At 57.0% G+C, this 12,769-nt stretch carries 14 protein-coding genes; 6 read left to right on the plus strand and 8 right to left on the minus strand.

Features of this window, described 5'->3' with window-relative positions; all coding sequences use genetic code 11:
• Positions 1 to 6: 6 nt before the first annotated feature.
• The 6 genes from ruvB to aspS form a co-directional block, all read right to left on the minus strand.
• Entirely contained in the window at positions 7 to 1,017 is a 1,011-nt protein-coding gene (gene ruvB, locus QLG21_RS00650; protein WP_137848845.1) for a Holliday junction branch migration DNA helicase RuvB, read from the minus strand.
• Between the two features lie 8 nt (positions 1,018 to 1,025).
• Positions 1,026 to 1,637, minus strand: coding sequence for a Holliday junction branch migration protein RuvA (gene ruvA / locus QLG21_RS00655; protein ID WP_006176047.1), 612 nt, complete (start codon positions 1,635 to 1,637; stop codon positions 1,026 to 1,028).
• 81 nt (positions 1,638 to 1,718) lie between these two features.
• Positions 1,719 to 2,240 (minus strand): crossover junction endodeoxyribonuclease RuvC, encoded by a 522-nt coding sequence (ruvC, locus tag QLG21_RS00660; RefSeq protein WP_282483660.1) that lies wholly within the window; start codon positions 2,238 to 2,240, stop codon positions 1,719 to 1,721.
• A gap of 37 nt (positions 2,241 to 2,277) precedes the next feature.
• Positions 2,278 to 3,018, minus strand: a complete 741-nt coding sequence (locus QLG21_RS00665; protein WP_137848846.1) for a YebC/PmpR family DNA-binding transcriptional regulator — start codon at positions 3,016 to 3,018, stop codon at positions 2,278 to 2,280.
• A 27-nt stretch (positions 3,019 to 3,045) separates the two neighbouring features.
• The gene (nudB, locus tag QLG21_RS00670) at positions 3,046 to 3,489 is read right to left on the minus strand and encodes a dihydroneopterin triphosphate diphosphatase (RefSeq protein ID WP_006176050.1); all 444 of its coding nucleotides are present in this window, start codon (positions 3,487 to 3,489) and stop codon (positions 3,046 to 3,048) included.
• A 1-nt stretch (position 3,490) separates the two neighbouring features.
• Positions 3,491 to 5,263 carry an aspartate--tRNA ligase gene (gene aspS, locus QLG21_RS00675; RefSeq protein WP_006176051.1) on the minus strand — a complete coding sequence of 591 codons (1,773 nt, stop codon included), beginning with the start codon at positions 5,261 to 5,263 and terminating at the stop codon, positions 3,491 to 3,493.
• A 264-nt stretch (positions 5,264 to 5,527) separates the two neighbouring features.
• Between aspS and QLG21_RS00680 the strand changes: the two genes are divergently transcribed.
• Genes QLG21_RS00680 through cmoB form a run of 5 tightly spaced genes read left to right on the plus strand, consistent with a single transcriptional unit; the run spans position 5,528 to position 9,108 of the window.
• Positions 5,528 to 6,094 carry a hydrolase gene (locus QLG21_RS00680; protein ID WP_153681706.1) on the plus strand — a complete coding sequence of 189 codons (567 nt, stop codon included), beginning with the start codon at positions 5,528 to 5,530 and terminating at the stop codon, positions 6,092 to 6,094.
• Complete coding sequence (locus tag QLG21_RS00685; protein WP_058610189.1) at positions 6,091 to 6,909, plus strand: DUF72 domain-containing protein; 819 nt, start codon at positions 6,091 to 6,093, stop codon at positions 6,907 to 6,909. Before QLG21_RS00680 ends, QLG21_RS00685 begins: the two co-directional genes overlap by 4 nt.
• A 51-nt stretch (positions 6,910 to 6,960) precedes the next feature.
• Complete coding sequence (locus tag QLG21_RS00690; RefSeq protein WP_006176055.1) at positions 6,961 to 7,356, plus strand: MAPEG family protein; 396 nt, start codon at positions 6,961 to 6,963, stop codon at positions 7,354 to 7,356.
• 40 nt (positions 7,357 to 7,396) lie between these two features.
• Positions 7,397 to 8,140, plus strand: coding sequence for a carboxy-S-adenosyl-L-methionine synthase CmoA (gene cmoA, locus QLG21_RS00695; RefSeq protein WP_006176056.1), 744 nt, complete (start codon positions 7,397 to 7,399; stop codon positions 8,138 to 8,140).
• A complete protein-coding gene (gene cmoB / locus QLG21_RS00700) occupies positions 8,137 to 9,108 on the plus strand; it encodes a tRNA 5-methoxyuridine(34)/uridine 5-oxyacetic acid(34) synthase CmoB (protein ID WP_282483661.1) in 972 nt (323 codons plus the stop codon). The genes cmoA and cmoB overlap by 4 nt, the downstream gene beginning before the upstream one ends.
• A gap of 270 nt (positions 9,109 to 9,378) precedes the next feature.
• Here cmoB and cutC read toward each other — a convergent pair whose 3' ends face one another.
• Both cutC and QLG21_RS00710 read right to left on the minus strand, forming a co-directional pair.
• Entirely contained in the window at positions 9,379 to 10,122 is a 744-nt protein-coding gene (cutC, locus tag QLG21_RS00705; protein WP_006176059.1) for a copper homeostasis protein CutC, read from the minus strand.
• Between the two features lie 69 nt (positions 10,123 to 10,191).
• On the minus strand, positions 10,192 to 10,761 hold the full coding sequence (locus QLG21_RS00710) for a VOC family protein (protein WP_006176060.1): 570 nt from the start codon (positions 10,759 to 10,761) through the stop codon (positions 10,192 to 10,194).
• 239 nt (positions 10,762 to 11,000) lie between these two features.
• On the opposite strand from QLG21_RS00710, the gene argS reads away from it, so the two are divergent.
• On the plus strand, positions 11,001 to 12,734 hold the full coding sequence (gene argS / locus QLG21_RS00715; protein ID WP_058610187.1) for an arginine--tRNA ligase: 1,734 nt from the start codon (positions 11,001 to 11,003) through the stop codon (positions 12,732 to 12,734).
• Positions 12,735 to 12,769 lie beyond the last annotated feature (35 nt).

The following is a 12,769-nucleotide window of genomic DNA, read 5'->3' on the forward strand; positions in this document are numbered from 1 at the left end:
CATGATTTACGGCATTGCTGGCGGGGTAATCCCGAAATGATCCCATGCCCGCACCGTCGCCATTCGCCCGCGCGGGGTGCGCTGTAAGAACCCCTGCTGGATCAGATACGGCTCAAGCACGTCCTCAATCGTTTCACGCTCTTCCCCGATTGCCGCGGCAAGGTTATCCAGCCCCACCGGCCCACCAAAGAATTTATCCAGGATCGCCAGCAGCAGCTTACGGTCCATGTAGTCAAAGCCTTCCGCATCGACATTCAGCATATCCAGCGCCTGGGCTGCAATATCGGCTGAGATCGAACCATCGTGCTTCACTTCGGCGAAATCACGCACGCGACGCAGCAGACGGTTAGCGATTCGCGGCGTGCCACGGGAGCGTTTCGCCACCTCGTAAGCCCCTTCTTCGCTCATCTCCAGCCCCATAAAGCGCGCGCTGCGCCCCACGATGTGCTGGAGATCCGGCACCTGGTAAAACTCCAGACGCTGAACAATGCCGAAGCGGTCACGCAGGGGCGACGTCAGGGAGCCTGCGCGGGTGGTTGCGCCAATCAGGGTGAACGGCGGCAGGTCAATCTTGATTGAGCGCGCCGCCGGGCCTTCGCCGATCATGATATCCAGCTGATAATCTTCCATCGCCGGATAGAGCACCTCTTCCACCACCGGTGACAGACGGTGGATCTCATCGATAAACAGGACATCGTGCGGTTCGAGGTTGGTGAGCATCGCCGCGAGATCGCCCGCTTTCTCCAGCACCGGGCCGGAAGTGGTGCGCAGGTTGACGCCCATTTCGTTGGCGACAATGTTCGCCAGCGTGGTTTTCCCTAACCCCGGCGGGCCAAAAATCAACAGGTGATCGAGCGCGTCGCCGCGCAGTTTGGCCGCCTGGATGAAGATTTCCATCTGAGAGCGAACCTGCGGCTGGCCGATATATTCATCCAGCAATTTGGGGCGGATCGCACGGTCCACCACATCTTCTGGCACACTGCTGACGGCCGATACCAGACGGTCTGCTTCAATCATCCTTTACCTCACAATGCAGCGCGCAGCGCTTCACGAATCAGAGTTTCACTGCCGGCATCCGGTTTGGCCACTTTACTTACCATACGGCTGGCTTCCTGAGGTTTATAGCCCAGCGCCACCAGCGCGGCAACTGCTTCCTGTTCCGCATCATCCGATGACGGCGCGCCCGGCGAGGTGAGTACCAGGTCAGCGGCAGGGGTAAACAGATCGCCATGCAGGCCTTTGAAGCGGTCTTTCATTTCGACAATCAGGCGTTCTGCGGTTTTTTTACCGATGCCCGGCAGCTTAATCAGCGCGGCGGGATCTTCACGCTCAACGGCATTCACAAACTGCGGCGCAGACATCCCGGACAGGATCGCCAGCGCCAGCTTTGGACCCACGCCGTTGGTTTTTATTAACTCACGGAACAGCATCCGCTCTTGTTTGTTGTTGAAACCATAGAGCAGCTGAGCATCTTCACGCACCACGAACTGCGTAAAAACTATCGCCTCTTTACCTGCGTCAGGCAGCTCATAGAAGCAGGTCATCGGCATATGGACTTCATAGCCCACGCCACCCACTTCCAGCAGCACTAACGGGGGTTGTTTTTCAAGGATGATGCCTCTGAGTCTGCCTATCACATGACGCTCCTGCGTTCTGGAAAATGTTTGACTGGCGACATAATAAAAAAAGGCTGGATAAACATCCAGCCTGATTTACTATTATCGTAACCTGCCTCTCGCCAGATTAAGCCGCGACTCGCTCATCTGCATTGCGTTCTGGCTGACGTGGCAATGGGTTATTGCAATCGCCAGCGCATCGGCGGCATCGGCCTGCGGGTTGGCGGTAAGCTTCAGCAAGGTACGCACCATGTGCTGCACCTGGCTTTTTTCCGCGCTACCTATGCCGACCACCGTCTGCTTGACCTGTCTTGCCGCATACTCGAACACGGGCAAATCCTGGTTCACGGCGGCAACAATTGCCACACCGCGAGCCTGGCCCAGCTTGAGTGCTGAATCGGCGTTTTTCGCCATAAAGACCTGCTCGATGGCGAAATAGTCAGGCTGGAACTGGGTGATAATCTCCGATACGCCTGCATAAATCAGCTTCAGGCGTGATGGCAGATCGTCGACCTTTGTGCGAATGCAGCCGCTGCCCAGGTAGGTTAACTGGCGTCCAACCTGACGGATGACGCCATAACCGGTGATGCGCGAGCCGGGGTCAATCCCAAGGATTATCGACATCGCGCGTCTCCACTTACGACAAGGTTAAGCCACGCCATTACAGCGTTGCCGCCACCTCATCAGAGATTTCACCGTTGTGGTACACTTCCTGCACGTCGTCGCAATCTTCAAGCATGTCGATCAGACGCAGCAGTTTTGGTGCCGTTTCAGCATCCATGTCTGCTTTGGTAGACGGGATCATAGAGACTTCAGCGTTGTCCGCTTTCAGGCCCGCCGCTTCCAGCGCGTCACGCACGGCACCCATCTCTTCCCACGCGGTATACACGTCGATAGCGCCGTCGTCGTAGGTCACCACGTCTTCCGCACCCGCTTCCAGCGCAGCTTCCATGATCACATCTTCATCGCCTTTCTCAAACGAGATCACGCCTTTTTTGCTGAACAGGTAAGCCACAGAGCCGTCGGTACCCAGGTTGCCACCGGTTTTGGTGAACGCATGGCGCACTTCGGCAACGGTACGGTTACGGTTGTCGGACAGGCATTCCACCATGACCGCAGTACCGCCAGGGCCGTAACCTTCATAAATGATGGTTTCCATGTTCGCGTCTTCATCACCGCCCACGCCGCGTGCGATAGCACGGTTCAGGGTGTCACGCGTCATGTTGTTCGACAATGCTTTATCGATGGCCGCGCGCAGACGTGGGTTGGAACCCGCATCGCCGCCGCCCAGACGTGCTGCCGTTACCAGCTCACGAATGATTTTGGTAAAGATTTTACCGCGCTTGGCATCCTGTGCCGCTTTACGGTGTTTGGTGTTGGCCCACTTACTATGACCTGCCATAAAAAGTTCTCCAAAAATCGCGCCTTCTCAGGCAGCGTTAATTACAAATTCTTCAATCGCCTGCCGGTTGCTCCACGACTTGGTCAGCGCGGCGGCATCCGTCGCGTTCACCCAGCGGTAGGTCAGGTGTTCCGTGAACACGATCTCCCGTTCGTGGGGGAGCGCGAGACAGAACCACGATTCCGTATTGCGCTCAATCCCCGGCGCATAGCGATGACGTAAATGGCTAAAAATTTCAAACTCCACCGTGCGCTGACAGTCCTTCAGGGTCAGTTGCTCACTGGCAACGTCAATAGTGACCTCTTCCTTTACTTCACGCGCGGCGGCCTGCGACGCGGTCTCCCCCTCTTCCAGGCTGCCGGTAACCGACTGCCAGAAATCAGGGTCGTCACGCCGCTGCAACATCAGCACCCGCTTCGTATCTTCTGCATAAATGACCACCAGAACAGAAACGGGACGCTTATATGCCATATCAGTTTTTCTCGTCCTTCTTCACCACTTCAATGCCTAACTCAGCCAGTGAAGCCGGGTTAGCAAAGCTTGGTGCTTCGGTCATCAGACACGCAGCAGCCGTGGTTTTCGGGAAGGCGATAACATCGCGAATGTTGTCGGTGCCGGTCAGCAGCATGGTCAGACGGTCAAGACCGAATGCCAGACCCGCGTGCGGCGGCGTACCGTATTTCAGGGCGTCCAGCAGGAAGCCGAACTTCTCGCGCTGCTCCTGCTCGTTAATGCCCAGAATACCGAACACGGTCTGCTGCATCTCGCCGCTGTGAATACGCACGGAACCCCCGCCCACTTCGTAGCCGTTGATGACCATGTCATAGGCGTTCGCTACCGCCTCTTCCGGGGCCGCTTTCAGCTCTGCCGCCGTCATGTCTTTTGGCGAGGTGAACGGGTGGTGCATTGCGGTCAGGCCGCCTTCGCCGTCGTCTTCAAACATCGGGAAGTCGATAACCCACAGCGGTGCCCATTTGGTTTCGTCGGTCAGACTCAGGTCTTTGCCGAGCTTCAGACGCAGCGCGCCCATCGCATCCGCAACGACTTTTTTGTTGTCTGCGCCGAAGAAGATCATATCGCCGTCCTGCGCGCCAGTGCGCTCAAGGATCGCTTCTACAATGTCCGCGTTCAGGAACTTCGCCACCGGGCTGGTGATACCGTCCAGGCCTTTCGCGCGTTCGGTCACTTTAATATAGGCCAGGCCTTTCGCGCCGTAGATTTTGATGAAATTGCCGTAGTCGTCAATCTGCTTACGGCTTAAGCTGGCACCGCCCGGTACGCGCAGGGCAGCCACGCGGCCTTTGGCATCGTTAGCCGGGCCAGCAAAGACCGCGAACTCAACGGATTTCACCAGGTCCGCCACGTCCACCAGCTCCATCGGGTTACGCAGGTCTGGTTTGTCGGAGCCGTAGCGACGCTCGGCTTCGGCGAAGGTCATGACAGGGAAGTCGCCCAGCTCAACGCCTTTGACGTCGTTCCACAGGCCGCGCACCAGCGCTTCCATCACTTCACGCACCTGCTCGGCGGTCATGAAGGAGGTTTCCACATCGATCTGGGTAAATTCTGGCTGACGGTCAGCACGCAGGTCTTCGTCGCGGAAGCATTTTACAATCTGATAGTATCGATCGAAACCGGACATCATCAGCAGCTGTTTGAACAGCTGAGGAGACTGCGGCAGCGCGTAGAACTTGCCTTTATGAACCCGGGACGGGACCAGGTAATCGCGCGCGCCTTCCGGCGTGGCTTTGGTCAGCATCGGAGTTTCGATATCCAGGAAACCGTGGTCATCCATAAAGCGGCGCACCAGGCTGGTGATTTTCGCACGGGTCTTCAGGCGCTGAGCCATTTCCGGGCGACGCAGATCCAGGTAGCGGTATTTCAGGCGTGCTTCTTCGGTGTTGACGTGGTTGGAGTCCAGCGGCAGCGCTTCGGCACGGTTGATGATGACCAGATCGGAGGCCAGCACTTCAACTGCGCCCGTCGCCATCTCTGCATTAACGTTTTTCTCGTCACGCGCACGCACGGTGCCGGTCACCTGGATGCAGAACTCATTACGCAGCTCAGACGCCAGCTTCAACGCCTCTGCGCGATCGGGATCGAAGAACACCTGAACAATACCTTCGCGGTCGCGCATATCAATAAAGATAAGGCTACCGAGATCGCGACGGCGATTGACCCAACCACACAGGGTAACCTGCTGCCCGACGTGGGACTGACGCAGCTGCCCGCAATATTCTGTACGCATGAGATATCCCTTAATTAGCCGCAGGCTAAATGTTGCCTGATGTACAGGCTACTATGTCGCAGCTTTCTGTATGTCACAACTGGATGAAAAAAGGCGGCTATTATACTGGAAATTCCGCCCGACGATAAGAGCGAAGCACGGTCTGACGGTGGTTTGCTGCGCTCTAATTGCGCATTCTCACAAAAATTAACAAAATTATCCGCCCGATAACAGTGAATAACGTCGTAAGGTGTAACCAAAGCGATTCATTTAACTGGAGTTACTATGTTCACACTTGATGCCACCAAAACTGCACTTGTCGTCATTGATTTGCAGGAAGGGATCCTCCCTTTTGCCGGTGGTCCGCATACTGCTGACGAGGTGGTGAGCCGTGCCGCTCGCCTGGCGGAAAAATGCCGCGCCAGCGGTGCGCCCGTGGTCATGGTGCGCGTAGGCTGGTCAGCCGACTTCGCCGAAGCGCTGAAGCAGCCTGTCGACGCGCAGGCCCCGGCGCACGCGCTGCCGGAAAACTGGTGGACCTATCCAGAGTCTCTCGGTAAACGCGACAGCGACCTTGAAGTCACCAAACGCCAGTGGGGCGCGTTCTACGGTACCGATCTTGAGCTGCAGCTGCGCCGCCGCGGGATCGACACCATCATCCTGTGCGGGATCTCCACCAATATCGGCGTGGAATCCACCGCGCGCAACGCCTGGGAGCTGGGTTTTAACCTGGTCATCGCTGAGGATGCCTGTAGCGCCGCCTCTTCTGAACAGCATCAGGGCAGCATGACCCACATCTTCCCGCGCATTGGCCGCGTGCGCAGCACGGACGAGATTATTAACGCGCTATGATGTACGTGGGCCTGCCTCAGTGGTCGCACCCGAAGTGGGTGCGCCTTGGCATCACCAGCCTTGAAGAGTATGCCCGACACTTCAACTGCGTGGAGGGAAATACCACGCTTTATGCCCTGCCTCGCGCCGAAATTGTCGCGCGCTGGCGCGAGCAGACCACCGACGCGTTTCGCTTCTGCTTTAAATTCCCGGCAACCATCTCGCACACCGCCGCCCTGCGCAACTGCGGTGATTTAACCGAAGAGTTTTTCACCCGGATGTCGCCGCTGGCTAACCGCATCGGGCAGTACTGGCTCCAGCTTCCCGCGGTCTTTGGCCCGCGCGATCTGCCTGCGCTGTGGCAGTTTCTTGATGCCCTGCCCCGGGAATTCACCTACGGTGTAGAGGTCAGGCATCCCGAGTTCTTTGCCAAAGGCGAGGCGGAGAAAGCGCTGAACCGCGGGCTGCACGACCGGGGCATTAACCGCGTCATTCTCGATTCCAGACCGGTACACAGCGCCATCCCCCACAGTGAAGCCATTATTGACGCCCAGCGTAAAAAGCCCAAAGTCCCGGTGCATGCGGTGCTGACCGCCGCTAACCCGATGGTCCGGTTTATCGGCAGCGATAACATGCAGCAAAATCGTGAATTGTTTAGCGTCTGGCTGCAAACGTTGCCGAAATGGGAGCAAACCACCACGCCGTATCTGTTTTTACACACCCCTGACATCGCCCAGGCCCCTGAACTGGTCGATGCTCTCTGGCAGGCCTTGCAGGCTGCGGTTCCGTCTGTCGGCAGCGCCCCCGCCATTCCACAACAATCTTCTCTTTTCTGAAATCACCCCCTATCATAGAGACGTACCATCTGCCAAAAACAGGGAGTTAGTATGGTCAGCGCGCTGTATGCGGTGTTAGGTGCATTACTGCTGATTAAGTTTTCATTTGATGTTGTGCGCCTGAGAATGCAATACCGGGTCTCCTACGGTGACGGTGGGTTCTCTGAACTGCAAAGCGCTATCCGCATTCACGGCAATGCGGTCGAGTACATCCCCGTAGCATTAATTATGCTGCTGTTTATGGAGATGAACGGTGCGGAGACCTGGATGGTTCACGTCTGTGGTTTACTGCTGATTGCGGGCCGGTTGATGCACTACTACGGCTTCCACCAGCGCCTGTTCCGCTGGCGTCGTTCCGGCATGAGCGCGACATGGGCGTCGCTTTTGCTGATGGTGCTGGCTAACCTTTGGTATATGCCGTGGGAGTTGGTTTTCTCCTTGCGTTAGCGCACAATACGCCCCTTTATTTTTCCCGGATTTTTACGTTATGTCAGATCGCGACACGCTTTTTTCTGCGCCTATCGCCAGCCTGGGCGACTGGACCTTTGATGAACGGGTAGCCGAAGTCTTCCCGGATATGATCCAGCGCTCTGTTCCCGGATATTCCAATATCATCTCGATGATCGGCATGCTGGCTGAACGCTTCGTTCAACCCGGCACGCAGGTCTATGACCTGGGCTGTTCGCTCGGCGCGGCAACGCTGTCGGTACGTCGTAACGTTCGCCATGACGGATGCAAAATCATTGCCGTCGACAACTCGCCTGCCATGGTGGAGCGCTGCCGCCGACACATCGACGCCTATAAAGCCCCGACACCGGTAGAAGTTGTGGAAGGTGATATTCGCGATATCGACATCTCGAATGCGTCGATGGTGGTACTGAATTTTACCCTGCAGTTCCTGGTGCCTGAAGACCGCCAGCTGTTGCTGGATAAAATTTATCAGGGTCTGAATCCGGGCGGCGCGCTGGTGCTCTCGGAGAAGTTTAGCTTTGAAGACAAGGACGTAGGCGAACTGCTGTTCAATATGCACCACGATTTTAAACGTGCGAACGGCTACAGCGAGCTGGAGATCAGCCAGAAGCGCAGCATGCTCGAAAACGTCATGCTCACGGATTCCGTTGAAACACACAAAGCCCGACTGCGTCAGTCAGGGTTTGAGCATAGCGAACTGTGGTTCCAGTGCTTTAACTTTGGCTCGCTGGTCGCCCTGAAAGCTGAGGATGTCGCATGATCGAGTTCGGCAATTTCTATCAGCTGATTGCGAAAAATCATCTCTCCCACTGGCTGGAAACCCTGCCTGCGCAGATCGCTACCTGGCAGCGGGACCAGCAGCACGGCCTGCTGAAACAGTGGTCTAACGCGGTGGAGTTTCTGCCGGAGCTGACCCCGCACCGTCTGGACCTGCTGCACAGCGTCACCGCGGAAAGCGACGCACCGCTGTCTGAGGGGCAACGAAACCGTATTGAAACGCTGATACGTAACCTGATGCCGTGGCGCAAAGGGCCGTTCTCGCTGTATGGCGTGAACATTAATACCGAATGGCGTTCTGACTGGAAATGGGATCGCGTTCTGCCCCACCTGTCGGACCTCACCGGGCGCACGATCCTGGACGTCGGCTGTGGCAGCGGCTATCACATGTGGCGCATGATTGGCGCAGGCGCGCACCTGGCGGTGGGTATCGACCCGATGCAGTTGTTCCTGTGCCAGTTCGAAGCGGTGCGTAAACTGCTGGGCAACGACCAGCGCGCCCACCTGCTGCCGCTGGGCATTGAGCAACTCCCTGCCCTGAAAGCGTTCGACACGGTGTTCTCCATGGGCGTGCTGTATCACCGTCGCTCCCCGCTGGAGCACCTGTGGCAGCTGAAGGATCAGCTGGTCAGCGGTGGCGAACTGGTGCTGGAAACGCTGGTGGTGGAAGGCGACGAGCACACCGTGCTGGTCCCGGGCGATCGTTATGCGCAGATGCGAAACGTCTACTTTATTCCGTCCGCGCTGGCGCTGAAAAACTGGCTCGAGAAGTGCGGGTTTGTGGATGTGCGTATTGCGGATGTCTGCGTGACCTCCATCGAAGAGCAGCGCCGCACCGACTGGATGATCACCGAATCGCTGGAGCAGTTCCTCGACCCGGACGACCACAGCAAGACCGTCGAAGGCTATCCGGCACCGATGCGCGCGGTGTTGATAGCGACAAAGCCGTAGCCTTGATGCCGGGTGGCGGCTACGCCTTACCCGGCCTACTCGCCTCATCGGGCACTATTTTCTCCAAAATATTTCACGTTGCAGCAAGGCGGCAACGCAGCGAATCCCCGGGAGCTTACATCGGCAAGTGACTGGGGTGAGCGAGGCGTCCAACGCCGCTGCGGCTTGAAATATGACGGAGAAAAAAAGGCCCCTGTTGAAATTGCAGGGGCCTGGTACAAGCAAGCATCATATTGGGCGACATGATGCGCGGTAAAAATCGGTACGTTGCTACACGTGATGACGTTCAATCAGCGATTTCATTACCGCAACCGACTCTCCATCTACACCGTAGCGCGAGTACTCATCCGCTTCAGCATCCGTCGACATAGACAACCCTGTATTGCGATAACGCATAGGTGACGGTATCCATTTCCCCGCTGAGCTGTGAAGCTCTTCTACCCCTGCATTTAAAAACAGTTCCAGATTGCTGGCGCGTACTCCTGCGCCCGCCATAATGATTGGAACACCGGAATGTGCTTTTAGTTCCGTAATTAATTGCAGTCCTTTTTCAGCTGATGCTTGCTGGCCGGACGTCAGAACGCGGGCTACGCCAAGTTCCGCCAGCGTATCAAAGGCTTGAAGAGGTGCTTTACACATATCAAACGCGCGATGAAAGGTGACGGCCATACCCTTTGCGGCCGCCATCACCTGGCGCATGCGGGGAAGATCGACATTGCCGTCTTCATCAAGCAGGCCGGTCACCAGCCCAGGGAACCCCAGGTCGCGCACGAGGGCGATATCATCAAGCATGGCACTGAATTCACCCGCCGTGTAACAAAAATCACCGCCGCGCGGGCGGACGATCGGGTGTACCGGGATCGTAACGTCCCGGCGGGCAGATTTCAGCACGCCGTACGACGGCGTCAGCCCGCCCTCTTTCGGTGCCGCACAGAGTTCAATGCGATCGGCCCCGTGCTTTTGCGCCGTAACGGCACACTCCACGCTGTAACAACAAATCTCCAGCAGCGCCATCTTTTCCTCCCTAAAATCGATTCAACACGCTATCGTGACACGCTCACCGCACGGGGTCTTCGCGTAGCGTCACAACTCTGATGCTTCGCTGGCGACAATCTGCTCTATCGTCCACGGATGAAACTTCACCGTCACCTGCCCGTCGGTGACCGCCAGCGTCGGGTTAGGCAAACGCTCGCGTTCGCCTTTCGGAGAACTTGTTTTGACAAAGATCCCCGGCTTGCTTAAGCCTTCGTCAGATAATAGCGCCAGCGCACGGGCATTCAGGCCGTCAGGCTCGCCCGGCAGAACAATTTCGATATGCTCCCAGCCTTCGTGCGGATAGCGTTTTTCACCCGGCCAGGGCAGTTCCACCACCGTGAAGCGCCAGTGCGCCACACAGACCGGTTCATGCAGTTTGAACAGACAAATTGGCCGCCCGTTAATGATGTTTTCAGAAAGCAGCTCGCCGCACTGTTCAAATCCACGACGCCAGCGCTCGGCCGTCGCGTTCTGATGGCAGCGTAAAGAGATGTGATCGGCCTCAAGCGGTGCAATATCCAGACCGAGGCGGGTGGCAAGTTCTGTGAACGCCTGGGTGAAGCGCGGTAAATCAGCGGAAATATCATGCAGTTCGTCAATGGAGTGCCAGTTCGCCATAGGTCAGTCTCTTATCGGGTCGCAAAGCCGCTAATTTACTCTGTTGCCTGCCGTCAACCAACCGCAGATTCGGGGTTTTTATTACTGCATGATTATGCACACCTTCTTAGCCTGGATTCTGAGCAATCTTCAGCCCCCGCAGGGCTGACGCACGCGGGCATTTGCAGTATACTCGCGCCCTAAATTCTTTAACTGGTGTGGGTGGATGTTAACCCGCAGCAAAAACGTAAGGTATCCAGGTGAATATTCAGGCTCTTCTCTCAGAAAAAGTCAGTCAGGCACTGATTGCCGCAGGTGCGCCTGCGGATTGCGAACCGCAGGTTCGTCAGTCAGCAAAAGTACAGTTTGGCGACTATCAGGCTAACGGCGTGATGGCAGTGGCTAAAAAACTGGGCATGCCACCGCGACAGCTCGCTGAGCAGGTACTGACGCATCTGGATCTCACCGGCATTGCCAGCAAAACCGAAATTGCCGGCCCGGGCTTTATCAATATCTTCCTGGAGCCTGCGTTCCTGGCAAGCCACGTTGACGCGGCCCTGAAATCTGACCGTCTGGGTGTTTCCCAGCCAGAGCCGCAGACCATCGTGATCGACTACTCCGCCCCGAACGTGGCGAAAGAGATGCACGTGGGCCACCTGCGTTCCACCATCATCGGTGATGCCGCCGTGCGCACCAACGAGTTCCTCGGCCACAAGGTGATCCGTGCGAACCACGTGGGCGACTGGGGTACACAGTTCGGCATGCTGATTGCTTACCTGGAAAAACAGCAGCAGGAAAATGCGGGTGAAATGGCGCTGGCAGACCTGGAAGGGTTCTACCGTGAAGCCAAAAAGCACTACGATGAAGACGAAGCCTTCGCCGAACGCGCGCGCAGCTACGTAGTAAAACTGCAGGGCGGCGATCAATACTTCCTCGAGATGTGGCGCAAGCTGGTGGATATCACCATGTCCCAGAACCAGCTCACCTACAACCGCCTGAACGTCACGCTGACCCGTGATGACGTGATGGGTGAAAGCCTGTACAACCCAATGCTGCCGGGTATTGTGGCGGATCTGAAAGCCAAAAACCTGGCGGTTGAGAGCGAAGGCGCAACGGTGGTGTTCCTTGATGAGTACAAAAACAAGGAAGGCGAACCAATGGGCGTGATCATCCAGAAAAAGGATGGCGGCTACCTCTACACCACTACCGATATCGCCTGCGCAAAATACCGCTACGAAACCCTGCACGCCGACCGCGTGCTGTACTACATCGATTCCCGTCAGCACCAGCACCTGATGCAGGCGTGGACTATCGTGCGTAAAGCGGGCTACGTGCCTGATTCCGTTCCGCTGGAACACCACATGTTCGGCATGATGCTGGGCAAAGACGGCAAGCCGTTCAAAACCCGCGCCGGTGGCACGGTTAAGCTTTCTGACCTGCTGGACGAAGCGCTGGAACGCGCCCGCCGTCTGGTGGCCGAGAAGAACCCGGACATGCCTGCCGATGAGCTGGAAAAACTGGCGAACGCCGTCGGTATCGGTGCGGTGAAATACGCGGATCTCTCCAAGAACCGCACCACCGACTACATCTTCGACTGGGATAACATGCTGGCGTTTGAAGGTAACACGGCACCGTACATGCAGTACGCTTACACCCGCGTGCTCTCGGTGTTCCGCAAAGCCAATATCGACGAAAGCGCGCTGGCTAACGCCACGGTCGCCATCACGGAAGATCGTGAAGCGCAACTGGCCGCGCGTCTGCTGCAGTTCGAAGAGACGCTGGCGGTTGTCGCGCGTGACGGCACCCCGCACGTGATGTGTTCCTATCTGTACGATCTCGCGGGCCTGTTCTCTGGCTTCTACGAGCACTGCCCTATCCTGTCGGCAGAGAGCGACTCGGTACGCAACAGCCGCCTGAAGCTGGCGCAGCTTACGGCGAAGACCCTGAAGCTGGGTCTGGATACCCTGGGTATCGAAACCGTAGAACGTATGTAAAAGCAGAACGTATGTAAAAAAAGAAACCCGGCCAT

It is taken from the genome of Enterobacter sp. V87_3 (assembly GCF_029967835.1).
GTDB lineage: Bacteria > Pseudomonadota > Gammaproteobacteria > Enterobacterales > Enterobacteriaceae > Enterobacter > Enterobacter cancerogenus.